Consider the following 19,623-nt stretch of genomic DNA (forward strand, 5'->3'; position numbering starts at 1 on the left):
CTGGTGGCTAGGCCTTCTTGGCTTTGGCGGCAGGTTTGGCCGCCGCCTTGGTGCCCGGCTTGTCTGCGCCTGCCTCGGCTGCGTGCTTCTTCTTGTCGGCAGCGGGCTTCTTGGTGCCGGGGTGGGGTGCATTGAGCAGGGCGTCGAGCTGTTCACCAATTTCGGCCTCGATGCGGTCCTTGAACGCGCCGAACAGAAAACCGAGCTGCGCCTTCATCTCGAATTGGTGTGCATCCACCAGCAGCGTGCCCTTGACGCCCGAGCGGGTGAATGTAAGCAGGTCTTCCGTCTCGCCCTCTTCGTAGGTGCACTCCATGTCGAATTTTTCTTCGGCCTTTTCGGCCCAGGAGAAGGCGACCTTGCGGGCCTCCTTGAAGCCCAGGTGGTGGTCGCGGTGGATATGGATGTCAGGCACCGGGTGTCTCCTTGAGGTGTTGGGTATCAGATAGAAGGGCGCGCAGCGCCTCGTGCCGTTGTGGCTGGGGCTGCTGCGTCAGTTGCCGTACGGCATCATAAAACCGGGGCCAGTCGCGGCCCTCGCGTTCGAACAGGGCTTCGAACGCGGGCACCAGTTCATCGTAGGCAGCCTGGGCGGCAAAGCTGGCGTTGTTGGCCTTGGCCACCCAGCGGTCGTAGCCCGCCACCTGGGCGGTGGTGGCTTGGGGTGCCCCCCCGCTGGATGTGTCCAGCCATTGCGTGCGCAGGGCTGCGTAGCCGGTGCGAAAAGCCTCCATTGCTTCACTTTTCATAGCTGCTAGCGCTTGATCATCCAGCGCTAGAGCCTCTTTTTGTTCATAAATGGCTGCCAGCCGAGCGCGCGTGGCACGGGTCAGCGCGCGGAAGGCGCTGCGCCGTGCCTCGCTGGTGGCAAAGGCCTTGCGGGCCTCCGGGGTGGACTGGGTTGCCAGCCACTGCGCAACGCCGATGCGCTCCACCGCCGTGGCAAAGGACTCGTTGAACAAGGTGTCGTTCTTGGCATAGACCACCTGGTGCGCCAGCTCGTGGAACAGTAGGCGCACGAAGTCGCCCTCGGGCCAAGCTATGAAGGTGGACAGCAGTGGGTCGCCGCCCGCCCAGTTCATATAGCCCAACGTGGAATACGCGGGCACGCCATACACCTCCACCTCCAGGCCCTGTGTGGCCAGCTCCGCCGCCTCGGCCTGCGCGGCAGCCTCGGTGAAGTAGCCCCGATAGCCAATGCAACCCGTCACCGGGAAGCACCAGGTGTGCAGCGTGAGGGAGTACGGCGGCGCGGCCACCACGTTCCAGACGGCGGCGGGGCGTTTGAGGTCCGCATAGCGGCGGTAGCTGGCGTTGTCAGGCAGGCCCAGCTCGGCCACGGCAAAGGTACGGGCGCGCTGCGCCAGTTGCAGCCGCTCGCGCAGGGCGGGTGGGATGTCGGTGCGGGCGATCCAGCGGTCGATGGGCTCGGCCGCCTGCATGATCTGCATGTGCCCCTGCACCGACTGCCAGTAGTAGCCCAGCATGCTGGTGGGGCCGGTGGTGCTGGCGCAGCCCGCCAGGGCAAGGCTGATCATGAGGGGAGATACTGCTCGCAGATGGAGGAGAAGCTGGCGCATGTGGGCAGTTTATGGGCAGATTGCGCGGCGCGTTTGAAGGGGTGTCAGCAGTGTGGCCGGTGCGGTTTCTAGAATGCAGCGCATGACCGCTGAACCCACCCCCGACCTGCCTGCCGGCCTGTTTGCCGACGAGGCCGGTTGCCCACGCTGCATCTGGTGCCAGGCCACGCCGTTTTACCGCCACTACCACGACCACGAGTGGGGTTTCCCCGTGGCGGACGACCGGCGGCTGTTCGAGAAGATCTGCCTGGAGGGCTTTCAGTCGGGCCTGAGCTGGCTCACCATCCTGAACAAGCGCGAGGGTTTTCGCGCCGCGTTTGCGAACTTCGATGCCGAGCAGGTTGCGGCCTTCGGCCCGGGCGATGTCGAGCGCCTGGTGCTGGACGCTGCCATCGTGCGCCACCGGGGCAAGATCGAGTCCTCCATCAACAACGCGCGCCGCGTTCTGGAGCTCAAGCGCGAGTTCGGCTCGCTCGCGCACTACGCCTGGCGCTACGAGCCCGCTGCCACCGACCGGCCCGAGCGCATCACGCGCGAAGTGGCGCGCACCCTGTCCACGTCGCCCGCATCGATTGCCATGTCCAAGGACCTGAAGAAACGGGGCTGGAGTTTTGTAGGCCCCACCACGGTGTACGCCTTCATGCAGGCGATGGGTCTGGTCAACGACCACCTGGAAGGCTGTCACTCGCGCCCCGCAGCGCTCGCGGCGCGGAAGGAGTTTGTGGTGCCGCGCGGCTGACCGATGGATTGATAGCTCGTTCAGGCCCTCGCCATGGGCCGCAGCAGCCACAGCGCTCCCAACGCGGCCAGGCCCAGCAGTGTGGTGAGCCACAGGGCGGCCGCCCCGGCGCTGTCCAGCAGCATGCCAAACAGCACCGGTGCAAACGCCTGCGCCACGCGGGCGGGCACCATCATCAGGCCCTGGCGGGCGCCATAGCCTGCTGGCCCAAACAGCACCAGTGGCAGCGTGCCCTTGGCAATGGTCAGTATCCCGTTGCCTGCCCCGTGCAGCACGGTAAATGCTGCCGCAGCAGGCCCGCCCAGCACCATCAGCAGGCCCGCGCCCACGGGGTGTGCGGCGGCAGCCAGCTGGGCCGACAGCAGCGGGTGCAGGCGGCGCAGAAAACCAAACTCCAGCAGGCGTGCCGCCACCTGCGCAGGGCCCACCAGCGCGGCCATTGCCACTGCCGCCTGCAGCGACGTACCGCTGGCCTGCAGCAGGCGCGGCAGGTGGGCTGCCATGGCTGTGCTGGTGAACCAGGTGACCGCAAACACAAAGGACAGCAGCACGGTGGTGCGCAGCGGATGTGCTGGAGTGGGCGGGGCGGATACGGCCGGTTCTGTGGTGGGCGCTGCGATGGCGTCCGTCGATGGTTCGGGGGCCTTGTCTGCGGCGGCGGCGCGTGGCAGCCAGCCATTGAGCGGCACGCCCACCAGCAAGTGCAATGCGGCCCAGCCCGCGCACGCTCCGCGCCAACCCCACTGCGTCTCCATCCAGGCCGACAGCGGCCAGCCCACGGTGCTGGCAAACCCCGCGATCAGCGTGATGCCGGTGATGGCGCTGCGCGCGCCCTGGCCGTACAGCCGCACCAGCGTGGCAAAAGCGGCCTCGTACAGGCCCGACCCCATGGCCACGCCCATCAGCACCCAGGCGGCAAACAGCCCCACCGGGCCTTGCGCCAGCGCCATGCCGGACAGACTGGCGGCAAACAACAGGTTGGTGCCCACCAGCACCGGGCGGCCGCCATGGCGGTCAATGGCTCGGCCCGCGAAAGGCCCGAGCAGCGCCGACACGATGAGCGCCACGGAAAACGCCGCGAACACCGTGGGAGTGGCCACACCCAGGTCACGCGCCATGGGCGCGGCCAGCATGGCAGGCAGGTAGTAGGACGAGGCCCAGGCCAGCGTCTGGGCCGTGCCCAGGCGCGCCACGGTCCAGCGTGGTGACGCGGCGCTCATGCCGCGCGGCGCGCTACGGCATGGGGGTGTGCGGTGGTCTCAGACACGCTGGCCCTGCGCGTTGATGACGACTTCGCCATCCTCCTTGGTGAAGGCGCCTTGCTGGGGCGCGGGCAGGATGTCCAGCACCTTCTCGGACGGGCGGCACAGCCGCGTGCCCAGGGGCGTGACCACGATGGGGCGGTTGATGAGGATGGGGTGCTGCAGCATCGCGTCGATGAGCTGTGCGTCGGTGACGCCCGGTGCATCCAATTGCAGCTCGCTGAAGATCGCTTCCTTGGTTCGCACGGCGTTGATCACCGGCTCGCCCGTGGCAGCAATCAGCGCCACCAGCGTGGCGCGGTCGGGCGGGGTTTGGAGGTATTCAATGACCTCGGGCTCCACGCCGCTGTTGCGGATCATGGCGAGGGTGTTGCGGGACGTGCCGCATTTGGGGTTGTGATAGATGGTGATGGCAGTCATGGTGGGTGCTGTGGATGGCTGACGGGATGGCAAGGGTTATGAATAGGCAGGTTGTTGCCGTGAAAGTTCGCCACTGTGCAGGGGCCAGCCCGGCAACTGCTCCAGCGCGTTCAACAGTTGCTGGCCCGCATCGCCCAGCGCGCCGTCGTTGTGCACCTCCAGGCTGGCCGCGCCCGGCGGCGGGCTGTAGGCCAGCGCGCGCTGCACCCGGGCCTCCACCTCTTCGCGCGTCTCGCGGCCCCGCGACAGCAGCCGCTCGCGCAGCACCAGCGGGCTGGCGGTGATGTGCACCGCCACGAGGTCCGGGAAGCGCGCCAGGGCCTGGGGCAGGTAGGCGCGCGAGCCATTGAGCAGCACCCAGTGGCCTTGGGCCAGCGGCGCCAGTTGTGCATGCCGCACGCCGTAGCCCAGGCCGTTGGCTTCCCAGTGCAGGGCAAAGGCCAGTTCGTGGCGCAAAGCAACAAACGTTTCGGGCGACACACTTTCATGGGCTTCGCCACCCGGCATGGCGGAGCGGCTGATGGTGCGCTGCGCCCAGTGTACGGGGCACGGGGTGGGCAGGTGTGCCCGCAACCAGTCCAGCAGGCTGTCCTTACCCGCACCCGATGGACCCATGCAGTAAATCAGTCTGCCGGTGGTCATGCGCCCATCTCCAGGTGGTCCAGCAGCACAAAGTCCGCGCCGGGCGTAGGCTCTGCGAACAAGGCCAGGCTGTTGAACTTCAGGATGGGCAGGTCCGAGAAGAACTCCTGCGCGGCCTCGAACACCAGCGCCTGCGTTGGCGGGTCCACCTGCGCCAGACTCCCGGTGAGCGACATGTGGAATCGGAACTCGTCCAGCACAAACGGGTAGCCCCATTGCTGCAGCAGCGCGTCCTGCCGGGCGGTGAGCCCCGCTGCACGGCGCCGGGCCAGGTCGGCCTCGGACAGGGGCGCTGCCAAGGGCTGCAGCGCCGTCACGCAGGTGGCGGCGGTCTCCTGGATCTGCGCATTGGCGGGGTGCAACGCCGGGGGCACCAGCGCCAGAAAGTCGTCGATGCGCTGCACCTGCATGGGCGGCAGCACAAAGGGTTGCAGCCCGCGCGCCACGGACTGCACGGCCTGGTGCAGCGTGATCCAGTCGGTGCCGGGTGCCAGTGCAAACGGCGCCTTGAGTGTGGCGTGCCAGCCGTAGCGGCGGGGCGCTGCGGTCAGGCGGTGCAGGTCGTCCGCCGCCACGCCGTCGATGGCGAGCTGCTGCAGCGGCTGCAGCAGCGCAGCGCAGCGCCCCAGCCAGTGGCTGCCGGCCAGCCAGCCCAGGCTGCCCGGGTTGGGTGCGAAATAGACCGCATAGCGGTGGTGGGTGGGTGGCATTTCAGGCGTGTTCATCGTGGTCAATGGTCAGTTTCACGCGGTCGCCCGCAAACCAGGCGCGGGCCCATTCGATGGGCGTGCCTGCCAGGTCCACGTTCAGGCTCTCTACCTGCAGCACGGGGCGTGAGGTGGGCTGGCGCAACTGGGCGGCTACTTCGGCGCTCGGTAGCTCGGCGGTGATGCGGCTTTCGCGGCGCGTGTAGTCGGCCACGCCGTGGGCGGTGAAGCCGGCGGTGATGGAGCCCGTTTCGCGCACCACGACCGCCAGGTTCTCGAAGCGGGGCAGGGGAAAGTAGCGCTCGCTGATGTGCAGGGGCTGGCCCTCGGCGTCGCCCCGAACGCGCAGTGCCAGCAGCGGGCTGCGCGCGGGCACCTGCAGCGCCTTGGCCAGCGCTGCTGTGGCGCGTGTGGTCTGGGCCTGCAGCACCACGAGGCTGCCGCGCAGCCCCGCCTGCGCCAGGCCCTGCTGGTGGCGCGTGCGCTTGCCCAGCACCAGGTCCACCGCAAAGTCTTCGACATAGGTGCCGCTGCCCTGCGTGATGCGCACCAGCCCCTGGCTGCACAGGCTGGCGAGCGAGCGGCGGATGGTGTGGCGGTTCACGCCGAACTGCTCGGCCAGCGCGTGCTCCGAGGGCAGTCGCTGGCCTGGCGGATAGACGCCGCTGCCGATGGCCTCGGCCAGCTCGGCGGCTATGCGCGTCCAGAAGCTGTCGCGCGCAGGGCGCAGTGGTGGTGCTTGCGGGACCTGCAGCGAGGTCGTGAGAGAGGTGGTGCTGGCTGTCATGAAACCTACATGCGCGCTCTTTAAGCTGGCGCCAGTTGTTCAATTTGTCTATACAACTTTCAGGGTACCACTTCCATGTTTCAAGCCTTTGACAACCCGGGGCCGGGCCGCCCCCTGGGCCGCGCGCATTGGATGGCGCTGCTGGCCCGGGCGCCGCTGGGGCTGCTCGAATCTGCCTTGCACGAGCATGCCATGCGCCCCGCGCGCTGGCTGCGTGCGCCAGAGACCGGCCTGATGATGGTGCAGGGCCGCGCCGGTGGCACGGGCGAGCGCTTCAACCTGGGCGAGGTCACCGTCACCCGCTGCGCGCTGCGTGTGGCCGACGCATCGGACGCCGCCGAGGCCACTGTGGGCGTGGCCTACGTGCTGGGACGGTCGCACCGCCAGGTGCAGCTGGCGGCCTTGGCCGATGCGCTGCTGCAAGACCCTGTTCAGCAACCGGTGCTGGACGCACAACTGCTCGAACCCATCCGTAACCACCTGCGCAACACCCAGGCCGAGCGCCAGGCGCGTGCGGCCAGCACCAAGGTGGACTTTTTCACCGTGGCGCGCGAAAGCGGTGCCGACAACGACGAGGACACCGAATGAGCACGAACCCCTTGGCATCGCTGGGTGCCGGATTCTCGAACGAAGCCTTTGGCAGCCAGGCGGTATTCCGCGCCGTACTGCAGGCGCTGTCGCACCCCGGCCGCACGGTGGCGGTAGACCACGACGCGCAGACGCCCGCTGTGGGGCATGCCGCATCGGCTGCCGTGCTGCTGGCGCTGCTCGACAGCGACTGCACGCTGTGGCTCTCGCCCAGGCTGGCAGCCAGTGATGCCGGTGCCTGGCTGCGCTTTCACACAGGCTGTACTTTGGTGGCCGACGCTGCGCAAGCCCGTTTTGTGTGGGTGGCGCAGGGTGATGCGCTGCCTGCCCTGAACGGTCTGGCCCTGGGTACCGACATCTACCCCGATCAGTCAGCGACTTGCGTGGTCGATGTATCGCGTGCCGCCGCCACCACGACGGACGCGAGTGATGCATGGCACTTGCGCGGCCCCGGCATCCGGGATGTGGCGGCCTTGCAGGTGGATGGCCTGCCCGACGACTTCGAGGCCCAGTGGGCGGCCAACCATGGGGTGTTTCCACGTGGTGTGGATCTGCTGCTGGCCACTGCGGACCACATCGTGGGTCTGCCACGCACCACGCGGGCAACGCGCGGTGCCACTGCCCTTCAGGAGGCCTGAGCATGTACGTAGCCGTCAAAGGCGGAGAAGCCGCCATTCTCAACAGCTACCAGTTGTTGGCCCGCCAGCGCCGGGGCGATGTCTCGCAGCCTGAACTCTCGGTAGCGCAGATCCGCCAGCAGCTCAAGCTGGCGGTGGACCGCGTCATGACCGAGGGATCGGTGTACGACCCCGAGCTTGCGGCCCTTGCCATTAAGCAGGCGGCGGGCGACCTGGTGGAAGCCATCTTTTTGCTGCGCGCCTACCGTGCCACGCTGCCGCGCCTGGGCACCACCTGCCCGCTGGACACCAGCCGCATGGCACTGGACCGGCGCATCTCCGCCACCTTCAAGGATCTGCCCGGCGGGCAGGTGCTGGGCCCCACCTACGACTACACCCAGCGCCTGCTGGACTTCAAGCTGCTGGCCGAGGGCCATGGGATGGAGTCTGCTGGCACTGCCGCAGCGCCGTCCGCAACACCGCCAAGCCCCACACCGCGTGTGGTCGACCTGCTCAACCACGAAGGTCTGATCGAGACCCGCTCCGTCCCACCGGGCGACCCGGCCCCCACGGACCTGACCCGCGAGCCGTTGCGCTTCCCTGCCAACCGGGCCACGCGCCTGCAAAACCTGGCACGTGGCGACGAGGGCTTCCTGCTCGCCATGGCGTATTCCACGCAGCGCGGCTACTCGCACTCGCACCCCTTTGTGGGCGAAGTGCGGCTGGGCACTGTGGCGGTGGAAATCGTGCCCGAAGAGCTGGGATTTGCCATCGACATCGGCGATATCGAGATCACGGAGTGCGAAATGGTGAACCAGTTTGCGGGCAGCAAGAGCCAGCCGCCGCAGTTCACGCGCGGCTACGGCCTGGCGTTTGGCCACAGCGAACGCAAGGCCATGGCCATGAGCCTGGTGGACCGCGCCCTGCGCGCCGATGAGCTGGGCGAACTCGTCGAGTCCCCCGCACAGATGCAGGAGTTTGTGCTGGGCCACAGCGACAGCCTGGAGGCCTCGGGCTTTGTGCAGCACCTGAAGCTGCCGCACTACGTGGACTTTCAGTCCGAGCTGGAGCTGGTGCGCAAGATGCGTGCCGCTGCCGCCCACCCCACAACCCCCGCCGAGGAGGATGCCGCATGAACGCGCCCCTGGAACCTGCCGTGATGGGCCTGCCCGCAGACGCCGCACCGGTGGACGGCCACTTCAACTTTGCCTACCTGGACGAGCGCACCAAGCGCATGATCCGCCGCGCCATCCTCAAGGCCGTGGCCATACCCGGCTACCAGGTGCCGTTTGGCTCGCGCGAGATGCCGCTGCCCTATGGCTGGGGCACGGGTGGCATTCAAGTCACCGCGTCCATCATCGGCCCGCAGGACTGCCTCAAGGTCATTGACCAGGGCTCGGACGACACGGTCAATGCCGTCAACATCCGCCGCTTCTTCGAGCGCACCACGGCCGTAGCCACCACCACCCGTACGCGCGAGGCCACGCTGATCCAGACGCGCCACCGCATCCCCGAGACGCCGCTGGCCGAAGGCCAGGTCATCGTCTACCAGGTGCCGGTGCCCGAGCCCATGCAGCGCCTGGAGCCGCGCGAGACGGAAACGCGCACCCTGCACGGCCTGGCCGAGTACGGGCTCATGCACGTCAAGCTCTACGAAGACATCGCGCGCTACGGCCACATCGCCACCACCTACGACTACCCGGTGCTGGTCAATGGCCGGTACGTGATGGCACCGTCGCCCATCCCCAAGTTCGACAACCCCAAGATGCACATGAACCCCGCCCTGCAGCTGTTTGGCGCGGGCCGCGAAAAGCGCATCTACGCCGTGCCGCCCTACACGCCGGTGGAGAGCCTGGGTTTTGAGGACCACCCGTTCGAGGTGCAGCGCTGGGATGCCGCGTGTGCGCTGTGCGGCGCTACTGACAGCTTTCTGGATGAGGTCATCACCGATGACCAAGGTGGGCGCATGCATGTGTGTTCCGACTCGGACTACTGTCAGGAGCGCCAGGCACGGCAGGCCGAAACTGCGCAGGTGGAAGGCGGCGCCGCATGAGCGCCGTGCACATCCGCGAAGCCCGGCAGGCCGACCTGGAGAGCGTGCTGGCGCTTTATGCCGCCATTGAAGACAGCCCGGCCGACGTGCTGACCCTGGAAGAAGCCCAGGCCGTGTGGGCCCAGTTCGCCCGCTACCCCAGCTACCGCCTGTGGGTGGCCGGCGACCCCGCGCAGCACGGCGCCGTGGTGGGCACCTATGCGCTGCTCGTCATGCACAACCTGGCGCACCGGGGCACGCCCTCGGCCATCGTGGAAGACGTGGTGGTGGCGCAGGACCAGCAGGGCCGTGGCATTGGCCGCCAGATGATGGCCCACGCCATGCAGCAGGCGCGCGACGCGGGCTGCTACAAGCTCGCGCTCTCGTCCAACGCCCGCCGCAAGGGCGCGCATGCCTTCTATGAATCCCTGGGCTTTGCGCAGCATGGCCTGAGCTTTGTTGTCGAGACCCTCACATGAATCACCCCGAACCTTCTGCGCCGCTGCTGAGCGTGCGCAATGTCAGCAAGCGCTATGGCGACCGTGTGGCGCTGCAAGGCGCGTCCTTTGACCTGTGGCCCGGCGAGGTGCTCGCCGTGGTGGGCGAGTCGGGCTCCGGCAAGTCCACGCTGCTCAACGCCATCGCGGCGCGCAGCGCCCCTGACGAAGGCTTGGTGCAGTTCCGCCAGCGCAGTGGCGAGCTGCAGGACATCTATGCCATGACCGAAGCGCAGCAGCGCCTGCTGGCCCGTACCGACTGGGGCTTTGTGCACCAGAACGCGGCGGACGGCCTGCGCATGGATGTGTCCGCCGGTGCCAACGTGGGCGAGCGCCTGATGGGGCTGGGCGAGCGCCACTACGGCCGCCTGCGCGCCACGGCCACGGAATGGCTGCAGCGTGTGGAGATCGACGCGGCGCGCATCGACGATGCACCGCGCACGTTTTCGGGCGGCATGCGTCAGCGCCTGCAGATTGCGCGCAACCTCGTCACCCAGCCCCGCCTGGTGTTCATGGACGAACCCACCTCGGGCCTCGATGTATCGGTGCAGGCGCGCCTGCTGGACCTGCTGCGGCAGCTCACGCGGCAAATGCAGTTGGCGGCCATTGTCGTCACGCACGACCTGGCCGTGGCGCGCTTGCTGGCGCACCGCATGGTGGTCATGCAGCGCGGCCGCGTGGTCGAAGCGGGCCTGACCGACCAGGTGCTCGACGACCCGCAACACCCCTACACCCAGCTCCTCGTTTCTTCGGTACTGCAGCCATGAACCAGCCTTCCATTGCGCCCATTCTCCAGATGCAAGGGGTGGCCAAGCGCTTTACCCTGCACCACCAGAACGGCATCGAACTGCCCGTGCTGGCCCAGGTGAACCTGGATGTACGGCCCGGTGAATGTGTGGTGCTCGACGGCCCCTCGGGCATGGGCAAGAGCACGCTGCTCAAGATGATCTACGCCAACTACCGCGCCAACGCGGGCAGCATCACCGTGCGCTCGGCCGACGGCGCCGTGGTGGACGTGACGCAGGCCACACCGCGTGCGCTGGTGCAGCTGCGGCGCGACACCGTGGGTTATGTGAGCCAGTTCCTTCGGGTCATCCCGCGCGTGTCGGCGCTGGATGTGGTGGCCGAGCCGCTGGCCGAAGACGCGGGCGACGACCCTGCGGGCATCGAGGCAGCGCGTGAGGCCGCCCGCCAGTGGCTGACCCGTCTGAGCATCCCGGAGCGGCTGTGGCATCTGCCACCCGCCACGTTCTCCGGAGGAGAGCAGCAGCGCATCAACATCGCCCGCAACATGATCAAGCCCAAGCCGCTGTTGCTGCTGGACGAGCCCACCGCGTCGCTCGACGCGGCCAACACCGAGACCGTGATTGCCATGATCCGCGAGGCCGTGGCGCGCGGCGCCGCCCTGGTGGGCATCTTTCACGATGCGCAGGTGGGTGCGGCAGTGGCCACGCGCCGCGTGAACGTGGGTGACTTCCGGGGAGCATCGGCATGACTGCGACCGTGTTCAAGAACGCCCGCATGGTGCTGCCGGGCGAAGTGGTGTTGGGCAGTCTGCAGGTGGATGGCGGGCGCATCGCGTCGGTGGACGGCGGTGGCACATCGGCCTTGCAGGGCATCGACCTGGGCGGCGACTACCTGCTGCCGGGCCTGGTGGAAATTCACACCGACAACTTCGAGCGCCACCTGATGCCGCGACCCAAGGTGCAATGGGCCGAGATGCCCGCACTGCTGGCGCACGACGCCGAGATTGCGGCCGCAGGCATCACCACGGTGCTGGACGCGCTGGGCGTGGGCGAGGCCGATGTGGACAGCCTGCGCGGCAGCGCCTGGAACCGCGTGCTCGACACCATCGACACCTGCACCGAGCGCAACCTGCTGCGGGCCGACCACCACCTGCATGTGCGCTGCGAGCTGCCTGCGCCCAACACCATCGACCTGTTCGAGCCCTTCCGCGGGCACCCGCGCCTGTCGCTGATCTCGCTGATGGACCATACCCCGGGCCAGCGCCAGTGGGAGAACATCGAGCAGGCGCGCACCTACTACACCGGCAAGAAGGGCTGGAGCGCCGAGAAGTTCGAGCGCCAGGTGGCGCACGCGGCCACGCTGCAGGCGCAGTATGCCGAGCCGCACCGTGCGTACTTTGTAGATTACAGCCGCACGCACAGCATCTCGCTGGCCAGCCACGACGACACCACGGTGGCCCATGTGGAGCAGGCCCATGCCGAAGGGGCGGCGATGTCGGAGTTTCCCACCACGCTGGCTGCGGCCCAGGCGGCACACGAGCGGGGCCTGCTCACGGTGATGGGCGGGCCCAACGTGGTGCGTGGCGGATCGCACTCGGGCAATGTGGCGGCTGCCGACCTGGCGCGACGGGGGCTGCTGGACATCCTCTCGTCCGACTATGTGCCCGGCAGCCTGCTGAGCGCGGTGATGCGGCTGGTGCAGGATGACATCCTGCCCCTGCCACAGGCTGTGGCTACCGTCACCCGCAACCCCGCCAAGGCGGCAGGCATGACCGACCGGGGCGCGCTGGCTCCGGGCCTGCGTGCGGACCTGGTGCAGGTGCACATGGCCGAGCTGCCCGATGGGGGCCGCCAGGCCGTGGTGCGTGGCGTGTGGCGCGAAGGGCAGCGGGTGCTGTAGACCGCTCTCTGACATCCAAACTTCTCCCAACTGTCAAAGCACTGTCACGCGTGGCAACCACACTTCGGTTGTCTAGACGACTTAACCCCCTCAGGAGGCTGCCATGACTGCCGCACTGCACATCCACCAACTGAACAAGCACTTCGCCAACGGCAAACATGCCCTGCGCGACATCAACCTCACCGTGCAGCGCGGCGAGATGGTGGCGCTGATCGGTGCTTCGGGCTCGGGCAAGTCCACCCTGCTGCGCCATGTGGCGGGTCTGGTGGTGGCCGATGCGGCCAGCGATTCGCTGATCGAGGTCGATGGCCGCTGCGTGCAGCAGGGCGGACGCATCCACAGCGACATCCGCAAGGTGCGTTCGCAGGTGGGCTTTGTGTTTCAGCAGTTCAACCTGGTGGACCGTTTGCCCGTGTTGATGAACGTGCTGGTGGGCCTGCTGCACCGCACGCCCCGCTGGCGCGGCTGGCTGCGCATGTTCAAGCCGCACGAGCGCGCTATGGCACTCGAAGCCCTGGGCCGCGTGGGCATTGCCGAGTGCCATGCGCAACGTGCCTCTAGAGTGCCATGCGCAACGTGCCTCTACCTTGTCCGGCGGGCAGCAGCAGCGCGCGGCCATTGCCCGCACGCTGGTGCAGGGCGCCAAGGTGGTCTTGGCCGATGAGCCCATTGCCTCGCTCGACCCGGAGTCCTCGCGCAAGGTCATGGACATCCTGGCCCGCATCAACCGCGAAGACCGTTGCACCGTCATCGTGTCGCTGCACCAGGTGGATGTGGCCATCAAATACTGCCCCCGCGTGGTGGCCTTGCACCACGGCCAGGTGGTGTACGACGGCCCCTCGGCGGCCCTCACGCCTGCCTTGCTGCGCAGCCTCTATGGCGTGCACGCCGACGAAATTCTGTCGGATGCAGCTGCCGCCCCGACGACACCCGTGACGGCGCCTATGCCCGCGCCCCAGTGGTCCCCCGCGATGGTTCAGGCCGCCTGACCGGGCAGCCCTTCTTTTGTTCCTCTTTTCGGAGTCTTCCCATGTTCAAGAAACTGTGTGCAGCGTTTGCGCTGGGTCTGGGTCTTTCTGGCGCCCACGCCCAGGAGATCAACTTCGGCATCATCTCCACGGAAGCCACGCAAAATCTCAAGGCCGACTGGCAGCCCTTGCTGGATGACATGGCCAAGCAGACGGGCTTCAAGATCCGCGCTTTCTTTGCGCCGGATTACGCCGGCATCATCGAAGGCATGCGCTTCAACAAGGTGCAGGTGGCCTGGCTGGGCAACAAGTCGGCCATGGAAGCCGTGGACCGCGCCAATGGTGAAGTGTTCGCGCAGATGGTGAACGCCGACGGCACGCAGGGCTACTACTCGCACCTGATCGTGCACAAGGACAGCCCTTACAACACGCTGGACGATGTGCTCAAGAACGGCAAGTCGCTGAGCTTTGGCAATGGCGACCCCAACTCCACCTCGGGCTTTCTGGTGCCGGGCTATTACGCCTTTGCGCAGAACAAGATCGATGTGAAGACGCATTTCAAAATTGTGCGCAGTGCCAACCACGAAACCAATGCACTCGCCGTAGCCAACAAGCAGGTGGATGTGGCCACGAACAACAGCGAGAACCTCGACAAAATCAAGGAACGCCAGCCCGAGAAGTTCAAGGACATCAAGATCGTGTGGACCTCGCCGCTGATCGCGCTGGACCCGCTGGTGATGCACAAAGAGCTGCCTGAAGCCGCCAAGGCCAAGATCAAGGACTTCTTCTACAACTACGCCAAGACCGATGCGCGCGAAAAAGAGATCGTGATGAAGATCTCCAAGCTGTCGGGCTTCAAGCCGTCGAGCAATGCCCAGCTCACGCCCATCCGCCAGCTGGACCTGTTCGGCAAGCGCAACAAGATCGAGGCCGACGCCACACTGGCCGACGCCGACAAGAAGACCCGCCTGGCCGAGATCGACCAGCAGCTGGCGTCGCTGAAGTAAGCCGCTGGTTTTTGCAGCCCAGGTGTCCGCATGTCCTCTGCTCTGAATCCCTCGCTGGCCCAGCTGGCCAGCTCTACCGCGCCCAAGCGCAGCCTGGGCTGGTACCTGTCGTGGGGCATCCTGCTGGTGCTGCTGGCGGCGTCCTGGAAGGGCGCCGATATGCGCCCGCTCGACCTGCTGAACGACTCGGGCAACATGGCGCGCTACGCGGCGGAGTTCTTTCCGCCCAACTTCTCGCAATGGCAGCTGTACGTGCAGGAGATGCTGGTCACGCTGCAGATCGCGCTGTGGGGCACGGCCCTGGCGGTGCTCACTGCCGTGCCGCTGGCGCTGCTGGCCTCGTCCAACATCGTGCCCTGGTGGGTGTACCAGCCGGTGCGCCGCGTGCTGGATGCGTTCCGCGCCATCAACGAAATGGTGTTTGCCATGCTGTTCGTGGTGGCCGTGGGCCTGGGGCCGTTTGCAGGAGTGCTGGCGCTGTGGATCCACACCTCGGGCACCTTGGCCAAGCTGTTCTCCGAAGCCGTGGAGGCGATTGACCCGCAGCCCGTGGAAGGCATCCGCTCCACCGGTGCGAGCGCACTGCACGAAATCATCTACGGCGTGATCCCGCAGGTTATGCCGCTGTGGATCTCGTACACGCTGTACCGCTTTGAGGCCAACGTGCGCTCGGCCTCGGTGGTGGGCATGGTGGGCGCCGGGGGCATTGGCGTGGTGCTGTGGGAAATCATCCGGGGCTTCCAGTACGCCGAGACCTGCGCGGTCATGCTCATCATCGTGGTCACGGTGAGTGTTATCGACCTGGTGTCGGCCCGCATCCGCAAGGCCTTGGTCTGAGAGCGGCGAACAAAACTCTTCTGGCGTTGTTGCCGCGCCTTGTCGTACCACTCGTACTGCCAGCGACGCAGCGCCTAGCCAGAACCGCTTCGCTGAGTTCTGTTAGCCGCTCCAAGTTTTTAGGAAGATTCCATGGCATTGAGCCTTGAAGACATCGCCCACCTGCTCGCCACCCAGGGCGTGAACCAGTACGGCCGCGAGGCGGTCAGCCAGCTGGAGCACGCACTGCAGTGCGCGCAGTGGGCCGAAAAATCGGGCGAAACCCCCGCGACGGTCGCGGCGGCCTTGCTGCACGACCTGGGCCACCTGCTGGCACCGGGTGGCGACACGGCCGAGCAGGACGACCTGCACCAGTACATGGCCATCCCGTTCTTGCGGGGCCTGCTGCCCGACGCGGTGCTGGAGCCCATCCGCCTGCATGTGGATGCCAAGCGCTACCTGTGCACCATGGAGCCGGGGTATTGGGAGACGCTGTCGCCTGCATCGCAGCACAGCCTGGTGCTGCAGGGCGGGCCCTTCACGCCCAAAGAGGCGATGCAGTTTGCGGCCCAGCCTTTTGCACAAGAGGCCATCCGCCTGCGCCGCTATGACGACCATGCCAAGGTGCCGGGGCTGGTCACGCCCCCGCTGGGCTACTACATGGCGCTGGTGCAGCGCCTGGTGCCAGTTCCGGCGGCTGTTGCCGCTGCGGCTGAACTCGCCCCGGTGGCCGCGTAAACAGCCGCGCGACCAAGCCGGGGCAGCCCCCGCGCGTCAACCTCCCTTGTCGCCATTCACCCAGCCCAGGTCCAGCGGGCGGTCCTCGAACTCGGTGTTCAGCACCACCGTGCTGGTGGTACGGGCCACGCCCGCGATGGCCTTGATCTCGTAGATCACGTCTTCCAGTGCGCGGGCGTGCGTGGTGCGGATCTTGGCCAGAAAGTCGTATTCACCCGCCACGCTGTGCAGCTCTTCGACCTGGGGCATGGCGCGCAGGCGGGGCGCCACATCGCGGCAGTGGATGCCACCGTCGTTGCGGATGGCCACAAACGCGGTGAAGTTCAGGCCCACGCGCTCCGGGTCCACGCTGATCGAAAACCGGCGAATCACGCCCTTGTCCAGCAGCTTCTTCACGCGCTCGTGCACGGCGGCGGTGGACAGCCCGACTTCGGCCCCCACATCGGCATACGAACGTCGGCCATCGGCTCCCAGCGCCGAAATAATTCTGGCGTCCATGTCGTCTGTCTGAATATTTGCTTGCATAGCCGCTTGATTTTGGTAAAAATTCCGAAAACCTCGCGGTTTCCATAAATTATTCGGTCAGGTGAAGAATATGCCGGCAATTTTCAACGCGCAAGCCCAATCACAGCGCAGTTGGGCGGTGGCCCTGGCTCTGCTGTTGGTCTACATCGTCTGGGGCACCACCTATTTCGCCATTGGCATTGCGCTGCAGAGCATGCCGCCGCTGCTCATGAATGCCATCCGTTTCCTGTGTGCGGGTGGGGTGATGCTGCTCATTGCGCTGTGGCAAGGCCATGCCCTGCCCACGGCACAACAGTGGCGCAACTCGGCGGTGGTGGGCGGCTGCATGGTGTTTCTGGCCATGAACCTGATGGGCTTTGCGCAAAAGCTCGGCATCGGCTCGGGCCTGATGGCCACGGTGGTCACCACCATGGCCATGTGGCTGGCGTTGTGGTCGCGCTGGGGCGGCGAGCGCGTGCCGTTCACCAGCTGGATCGGCCTGGCCCTGGGTGTGGTGGGCGCACTGCTGCTGGCGCTGGAGGGCGACTTCTCGGCCACCTGGCTCGGCGCGCTGCTGGCCTTTGGTGCTCCGCTGTGCTGGAGCGTGGGCTCGTATGCATCGCGCAAGCTGTCGCTACCCGCGCCCGCCATGGCATCGGCCGCGCAGTGGTTTGCCGGGGGCGCCATGGGGCTGGTGGTGGCGTTGTGGTTTGAGCCGTTGAGCGCCCTGGGCCAGGTCACTGCCAAGTCGTGGGCGGCGTGGGCCTACCTGCTGGTGTTTGGCACATTGGTGGCGCTCAATGCGTACCTTTGGCTGCTGCAAAACACGTCGGCGGCGCTGGCGGGCAGTTATTCGTTCGTGAACCCTGCGGTGGCTTTGCTGGTGGGCGTGGCACTGGGAGGCGAGCTGCTCACGGGCTGGGTGTTCGCCGCGCTGCCGTTGATTGGGGCGGCGCTGGCATTCATCCTGTACGGGCAAGCGCTGCAGCGGTGGCTGGAGAAGCTCAGTCCGGGACTACAGCGGTTGCTTCAATCTCGATCTTCGCGCGCTCTTCCATGAGCCCCGCCACCTGCACGCAGGCCATGGCCGGAAAGTTCTTGCCCAGCACCTCGCGGTAGACCGCGCCCAGCTCCTTCAAGCGGCTGTTGTATTCGTTGCGGTCGGTCACGTACCAGGTCAGCCGCACCAGGTGTTCGGGGCCTGCGCCGCCAGCCTCCAGCACCGCCCGCACGTTCAGCAGCGTCTGCCTCGTCTGGTCGATGAAGTCGTCGCTCTCAAACTGCTGCTGCGCATTCCAGCCGATCTGGCCGCCGGTAAAGACCATGGTGCCGCGGGCTGCCACGCCGTTGGCGTAGCCCTTGGGGGTGACCCAGCCTTCGGGCTGCAAAAGGGTGTTTTTCATCGTCATTTCGTTGTTTTTGTGGGGGAGGGCGATGGCGAGGCGCCAGCACCCTGGCGCAGCTTGAAGCGCTGGAGCTTGCCGGTTTCGGTGCGGGGCAGGGCCGCCACAAACTCCACCACGCGCGGGTATTTGAACGGGGCGATGGTGGCTTTCACATGGTCCTGCAAGGTCTTGACCATGGCGGCATCGCCCGTGTGCCCGGGCTTCAAGACGCAGATGGCCTTCACCACCATGCCGCGCTCGTCGTCGGGCACGCCGATCACGCCACACTCGGCCACGGCGGGGTGGCGCAGCAGGGCGTCTTCCACCTCGGGGCCGCCCACGTTGTAGCCGGCGGTGATGATCATGTCGTCGTCGCGCGCCTGGTAGAAGAAGTAGCCGTCGGCGTCTTGCGTGAACGCATCGCCAGGGTAGTTCCAGCCATCCTTCACGTACTTGGCCTGGCGCGGGTCGTCCAGGTACTTGCAGCCCGTGGGGCCGATCACCGCGAGCTTGCCCACGGTGCCGCGCGGTACCTCGTTGCCATCGTCGTCCACCACCTTGGCGGTGTAGCCGGTCACCACCTTGCCGATGGCGCCGCGCCGGCTTTCTCCACCGGGCGAGGAGATGAAGATGTGGAACATCTCGGTGGCGCCAATGCCGTCCGTCATGTCCAGGCCGGTCGCCTCCTTCCACAGCTGGCGTGTGGCGTCCGGCAGGCCTTCGCCCGCGCTCACGCTGGTGCGCAGCTGGGGCAGTCCGATCTTCTTGGCGAACGGCGCCATCTGCCGGTAGAAAGTGGGCGCGGTGTAGCAGATGGTGACCCCTGCGTCGCGCATCAGCACCACCATGGTTTCGGGCGTGTAGGGCTGGTCGGGGAAGTACACGCTGGCTCCGGCCCACATGGGGAACACGAGCAAGCCGCCCAGGCCGAAGGTGAATGCCAGCGGCGGCGAGCCCGCCACGATGTCGTCGGGTGTGGCCTTGAGCACGTGGCGCGGCCAGGCCTCGCAGCCCGCCAGCACATCGCGGTGCGTGTGCACGGCGGCCTTGGGCGCGCCGGTGGTGCCCGAGGTAAACGCCATCAGCGCAATATCGTCCGCCGACGTGGGGCAGGGCGGGGTGGCGCCGGGTTTGTCCTGTGCGCGCGTGATCAGGTCGGCCGCGTCGGGCGCGGTGTGAAAGGGCACGATGGTGGACAGCACCGGGTGCTGCGACTGGGCAGCCTGCAGCTCGGCCAGCAGGCGCCCGTCGCACAGCGCCAGCGTGGGCTGCGCGCGCTCGATGATGCTGGCCAGTTCGCCCGCGCGCAGCAGCGGCATGGTGGCCACCGCAATCAGCCCCGCGTAGACGGTGCCCAGCCAGGCCAGCGCCATCTCCACCGTGTTGCCGCCGCGCAGCAGCACGCGGTTGCCGGGCACCAGGCCGTGATCCTGTGTCAGCACCTCGGCAATGCGCGCGGCCTCGGTGCGGGCGTCGCGGTAGGTATACGTGCGATGTGGGCCCCGCAGCAAGGGCCGGTCAATATGGCCCGCACGATCAGCCTGGTCGAACAGGGCGTGCACCAGGTTGGCCTGGTCTGCGATCTGGAGCTCGGGCAGGTCGTATTGCAGCGTGGGCCAGGCCTCGCGCGCAGGCATGCGGTCGTGCACAAAGTGGTCGGGCTGGGCGGAAGGAGAACGCATATTCAG

23 protein-coding genes and 1 pseudogene are annotated in these 19,623 nt (G+C 67.0%); 14 read left to right on the plus strand and 10 right to left on the minus strand.

All coding sequences use genetic code 11. The annotated features are described in order from the left end of the window. Positions 1-7: 7 nt before the first annotated feature. Together EXV95_RS19445 and EXV95_RS19450 are read right to left on the minus strand one after the other, a co-directional pair. A complete protein-coding gene (locus EXV95_RS19445; protein WP_176888102.1) occupies positions 8-415 on the minus strand; it encodes a polyhydroxyalkanoic acid system family protein in 408 nt (135 codons plus the stop codon). Beyond that, positions 408-1,580, minus strand: a complete 1,173-nt coding sequence (locus EXV95_RS19450) for an aminopeptidase (protein ID WP_176888103.1) — start codon at positions 1,578-1,580, stop codon at positions 408-410. Before EXV95_RS19450 ends, EXV95_RS19445 begins: the two co-directional genes overlap by 8 nt. Before the next feature lie 82 nt (positions 1,581-1,662). On the opposite strand from EXV95_RS19450, the gene EXV95_RS19455 reads away from it, so the two are divergent. Beyond that, a complete protein-coding gene (locus tag EXV95_RS19455; RefSeq protein WP_255484807.1) occupies positions 1,663-2,319 on the plus strand; it encodes a DNA-3-methyladenine glycosylase I in 657 nt (218 codons plus the stop codon). A gap of 20 nt (positions 2,320-2,339) precedes the next feature. On the opposite strand, the gene EXV95_RS19460 is transcribed toward EXV95_RS19455, so the two are convergent. From EXV95_RS19460 to phnF, 5 genes are read right to left on the minus strand one after another with little or no spacing between them, the layout of a single operon-like run. Then, positions 2,340-3,539: an MFS transporter gene (locus tag EXV95_RS19460; RefSeq protein ID WP_176888105.1), complete on the minus strand. Its 1,200-nt coding sequence runs from the start codon at positions 3,537-3,539 to the stop codon at positions 2,340-2,342. A 39-nt stretch (positions 3,540-3,578) separates the two neighbouring features. Beyond that, the gene (arsC, locus tag EXV95_RS19465; RefSeq protein WP_176888106.1) at positions 3,579-4,001 is read right to left on the minus strand and encodes an arsenate reductase (glutaredoxin); all 423 of its coding nucleotides are present in this window, start codon (positions 3,999-4,001) and stop codon (positions 3,579-3,581) included. 36 nt (positions 4,002-4,037) lie between these two features. Then, entirely contained in the window at positions 4,038-4,643 is a 606-nt protein-coding gene (gene phnN / locus EXV95_RS19470; protein WP_176888107.1) for a phosphonate metabolism protein/1,5-bisphosphokinase (PRPP-forming) PhnN, read from the minus strand. Then, positions 4,640-5,368 (minus strand): DUF1045 domain-containing protein, encoded by a 729-nt coding sequence (locus tag EXV95_RS19475; RefSeq protein ID WP_176888108.1) that lies wholly within the window; start codon positions 5,366-5,368, stop codon positions 4,640-4,642. Before EXV95_RS19475 ends, phnN begins: the two co-directional genes overlap by 4 nt. Beyond that, a complete protein-coding gene (gene phnF, locus EXV95_RS19480; RefSeq protein WP_176888109.1) occupies positions 5,355-6,137 on the minus strand; it encodes a phosphonate metabolism transcriptional regulator PhnF in 783 nt (260 codons plus the stop codon). The genes EXV95_RS19475 and phnF overlap by 14 nt, the downstream gene beginning before the upstream one ends. Before the next feature lie 75 nt (positions 6,138-6,212). Between phnF and phnG the strand changes: the two genes are divergently transcribed. The 12 genes and pseudogenes from phnG to EXV95_RS19540 all read left to right on the plus strand — a co-directional run bounded on the left by phnG (position 6,213) and on the right by EXV95_RS19540 (position 16,046). Then, positions 6,213-6,725, plus strand: coding sequence for a phosphonate C-P lyase system protein PhnG (gene phnG, locus EXV95_RS19485; RefSeq protein WP_176888110.1), 513 nt, complete (start codon positions 6,213-6,215; stop codon positions 6,723-6,725). Next, entirely contained in the window at positions 6,722-7,363 is a 642-nt protein-coding gene (phnH, locus tag EXV95_RS19490; RefSeq protein WP_176888111.1) for a phosphonate C-P lyase system protein PhnH, read from the plus strand. Before phnG ends, phnH begins: the two co-directional genes overlap by 4 nt. Positions 7,364-7,365: 2 nt before the next feature. Further along, on the plus strand, positions 7,366-8,478 hold the full coding sequence (locus tag EXV95_RS19495) for a carbon-phosphorus lyase complex subunit PhnI (RefSeq protein ID WP_176888112.1): 1,113 nt from the start codon (positions 7,366-7,368) through the stop codon (positions 8,476-8,478). Next, the gene (locus EXV95_RS19500; RefSeq protein WP_304503259.1) at positions 8,475-9,395 is read left to right on the plus strand and encodes an alpha-D-ribose 1-methylphosphonate 5-phosphate C-P-lyase PhnJ; all 921 of its coding nucleotides are present in this window, start codon (positions 8,475-8,477) and stop codon (positions 9,393-9,395) included. Before EXV95_RS19495 ends, EXV95_RS19500 begins: the two co-directional genes overlap by 4 nt. Continuing rightward, positions 9,392-9,853, plus strand: a complete 462-nt coding sequence (locus EXV95_RS19505; protein WP_176888113.1) for a GNAT family N-acetyltransferase — start codon at positions 9,392-9,394, stop codon at positions 9,851-9,853. The genes EXV95_RS19500 and EXV95_RS19505 overlap by 4 nt, the downstream gene beginning before the upstream one ends. Further along, entirely contained in the window at positions 9,850-10,638 is a 789-nt protein-coding gene (gene phnK, locus EXV95_RS19510; RefSeq protein WP_176888114.1) for a phosphonate C-P lyase system protein PhnK, read from the plus strand. The genes EXV95_RS19505 and phnK overlap by 4 nt, the downstream gene beginning before the upstream one ends. Further along, entirely contained in the window at positions 10,635-11,366 is a 732-nt protein-coding gene (gene phnL, locus EXV95_RS19515) for a phosphonate C-P lyase system protein PhnL (RefSeq protein ID WP_176888115.1), read from the plus strand. The genes phnK and phnL overlap by 4 nt, the downstream gene beginning before the upstream one ends. Beyond that, complete coding sequence (locus EXV95_RS19520) at positions 11,363-12,517, plus strand: alpha-D-ribose 1-methylphosphonate 5-triphosphate diphosphatase (RefSeq protein WP_176888116.1); 1,155 nt, start codon at positions 11,363-11,365, stop codon at positions 12,515-12,517. Before phnL ends, EXV95_RS19520 begins: the two co-directional genes overlap by 4 nt. A gap of 103 nt (positions 12,518-12,620) precedes the next feature. Then, positions 12,621-13,506 (plus strand): annotated as a pseudogene (gene phnC / locus EXV95_RS19525) (phosphonate ABC transporter ATP-binding protein). A gap of 41 nt (positions 13,507-13,547) precedes the next feature. Then, positions 13,548-14,492 (plus strand): phosphonate ABC transporter substrate-binding protein, encoded by a 945-nt coding sequence (phnD, locus tag EXV95_RS19530; protein ID WP_176888117.1) that lies wholly within the window; start codon positions 13,548-13,550, stop codon positions 14,490-14,492. A gap of 30 nt (positions 14,493-14,522) precedes the next feature. Beyond that, positions 14,523-15,329, plus strand: coding sequence for a phosphonate ABC transporter, permease protein PhnE (gene phnE, locus EXV95_RS19535; protein WP_176888118.1), 807 nt, complete (start codon positions 14,523-14,525; stop codon positions 15,327-15,329). Between the two features lie 132 nt (positions 15,330-15,461). Beyond that, a complete protein-coding gene (locus tag EXV95_RS19540; RefSeq protein WP_176888119.1) occupies positions 15,462-16,046 on the plus strand; it encodes a phosphonate degradation HD-domain oxygenase in 585 nt (194 codons plus the stop codon). A gap of 36 nt (positions 16,047-16,082) precedes the next feature. Here EXV95_RS19540 and EXV95_RS19545 read toward each other — a convergent pair whose 3' ends face one another. Then, the gene (locus EXV95_RS19545; protein ID WP_056647474.1) at positions 16,083-16,544 is read right to left on the minus strand and encodes an Lrp/AsnC family transcriptional regulator; all 462 of its coding nucleotides are present in this window, start codon (positions 16,542-16,544) and stop codon (positions 16,083-16,085) included. 97 nt (positions 16,545-16,641) lie between these two features. Here EXV95_RS19545 and EXV95_RS19550 point away from each other — a divergent pair, with 97 nt between their 5' ends. Next, on the plus strand, positions 16,642-17,610 hold the full coding sequence (locus EXV95_RS19550) for an EamA family transporter (protein ID WP_176888120.1): 969 nt from the start codon (positions 16,642-16,644) through the stop codon (positions 17,608-17,610). Here EXV95_RS19550 and EXV95_RS19555 read toward each other — a convergent pair. After that, the gene (locus tag EXV95_RS19555) at positions 17,555-17,953 is read right to left on the minus strand and encodes a RidA family protein (protein WP_176888121.1); all 399 of its coding nucleotides are present in this window, start codon (positions 17,951-17,953) and stop codon (positions 17,555-17,557) included. The genes EXV95_RS19550 and EXV95_RS19555 overlap by 56 nt on opposite strands. Before the next feature lie 2 nt (positions 17,954-17,955). Next, positions 17,956-19,617: an AMP-binding protein gene (locus EXV95_RS19560; protein WP_176888122.1), complete on the minus strand. Its 1,662-nt coding sequence runs from the start codon at positions 19,615-19,617 to the stop codon at positions 17,956-17,958. Positions 19,618-19,623 lie beyond the last annotated feature (6 nt).

Origin of the sequence: Acidovorax sp. JMULE5 (assembly GCF_013376875.1) — a bacterium.
In the GTDB taxonomy this organism is placed as follows: Bacteria; Pseudomonadota; Gammaproteobacteria; order Burkholderiales; family Burkholderiaceae_C; genus Acidovorax; species Acidovorax facilis.

What these genes read in the sequence shown, in the direction of transcription:
- EXV95_RS19450 (WP_176888103.1), bottom strand. Translation starts at nt 1,580, where the DNA reads ATGCGCCAGCTTCTCCTCCATCTGCGAGCAGTATCTCCCCTCATGATC.
- EXV95_RS19455 (WP_255484807.1), top strand. Translation starts at nt 1,663, where the DNA reads ATGACCGCTGAACCCACCCCCGACCTGCCTGCCGGCCTGTTTGCCGAC.
- EXV95_RS19460 (WP_176888105.1), bottom strand. Translation starts at nt 3,539, where the DNA reads ATGAGCGCCGCGTCACCACGCTGGACCGTGGCGCGCCTGGGCACGGCC.
- arsC (WP_176888106.1), bottom strand. Translation starts at nt 4,001, where the DNA reads ATGACTGCCATCACCATCTATCACAACCCCAAATGCGGCACGTCCCGC.
- phnN (WP_176888107.1), bottom strand. Translation starts at nt 4,643, where the DNA reads ATGACCACCGGCAGACTGATTTACTGCATGGGTCCATCGGGTGCGGGT.
- EXV95_RS19475 (WP_176888108.1), bottom strand. Translation starts at nt 5,368, where the DNA reads ATGAACACGCCTGAAATGCCACCCACCCACCACCGCTATGCGGTCTAT.
- phnF (WP_176888109.1), bottom strand. Translation starts at nt 6,137, where the DNA reads ATGACAGCCAGCACCACCTCTCTCACGACCTCGCTGCAGGTCCCGCAA.
- phnG (WP_176888110.1), top strand. Translation starts at nt 6,213, where the DNA reads ATGTTTCAAGCCTTTGACAACCCGGGGCCGGGCCGCCCCCTGGGCCGC.
- phnH (WP_176888111.1), top strand. Translation starts at nt 6,722, where the DNA reads ATGAGCACGAACCCCTTGGCATCGCTGGGTGCCGGATTCTCGAACGAA.
- EXV95_RS19495 (WP_176888112.1), top strand. Translation starts at nt 7,366, where the DNA reads ATGTACGTAGCCGTCAAAGGCGGAGAAGCCGCCATTCTCAACAGCTAC.
- EXV95_RS19500 (WP_304503259.1), top strand. Translation starts at nt 8,475, where the DNA reads ATGAACGCGCCCCTGGAACCTGCCGTGATGGGCCTGCCCGCAGACGCC.
- EXV95_RS19505 (WP_176888113.1), top strand. Translation starts at nt 9,392, where the DNA reads ATGAGCGCCGTGCACATCCGCGAAGCCCGGCAGGCCGACCTGGAGAGC.
- phnK (WP_176888114.1), top strand. Translation starts at nt 9,850, where the DNA reads ATGAATCACCCCGAACCTTCTGCGCCGCTGCTGAGCGTGCGCAATGTC.
- phnL (WP_176888115.1), top strand. Translation starts at nt 10,635, where the DNA reads ATGAACCAGCCTTCCATTGCGCCCATTCTCCAGATGCAAGGGGTGGCC.
- EXV95_RS19520 (WP_176888116.1), top strand. Translation starts at nt 11,363, where the DNA reads ATGACTGCGACCGTGTTCAAGAACGCCCGCATGGTGCTGCCGGGCGAA.
- phnD (WP_176888117.1), top strand. Translation starts at nt 13,548, where the DNA reads ATGTTCAAGAAACTGTGTGCAGCGTTTGCGCTGGGTCTGGGTCTTTCT.
- phnE (WP_176888118.1), top strand. Translation starts at nt 14,523, where the DNA reads ATGTCCTCTGCTCTGAATCCCTCGCTGGCCCAGCTGGCCAGCTCTACC.
- EXV95_RS19540 (WP_176888119.1), top strand. Translation starts at nt 15,462, where the DNA reads ATGGCATTGAGCCTTGAAGACATCGCCCACCTGCTCGCCACCCAGGGC.
- EXV95_RS19545 (WP_056647474.1), bottom strand. Translation starts at nt 16,544, where the DNA reads ATGGACGCCAGAATTATTTCGGCGCTGGGAGCCGATGGCCGACGTTCG.
- EXV95_RS19550 (WP_176888120.1), top strand. Translation starts at nt 16,642, where the DNA reads ATGCCGGCAATTTTCAACGCGCAAGCCCAATCACAGCGCAGTTGGGCG.
- EXV95_RS19555 (WP_176888121.1), bottom strand. Translation starts at nt 17,953, where the DNA reads ATGAAAAACACCCTTTTGCAGCCCGAAGGCTGGGTCACCCCCAAGGGC.
- EXV95_RS19560 (WP_176888122.1), bottom strand. Translation starts at nt 19,617, where the DNA reads ATGCGTTCTCCTTCCGCCCAGCCCGACCACTTTGTGCACGACCGCATG.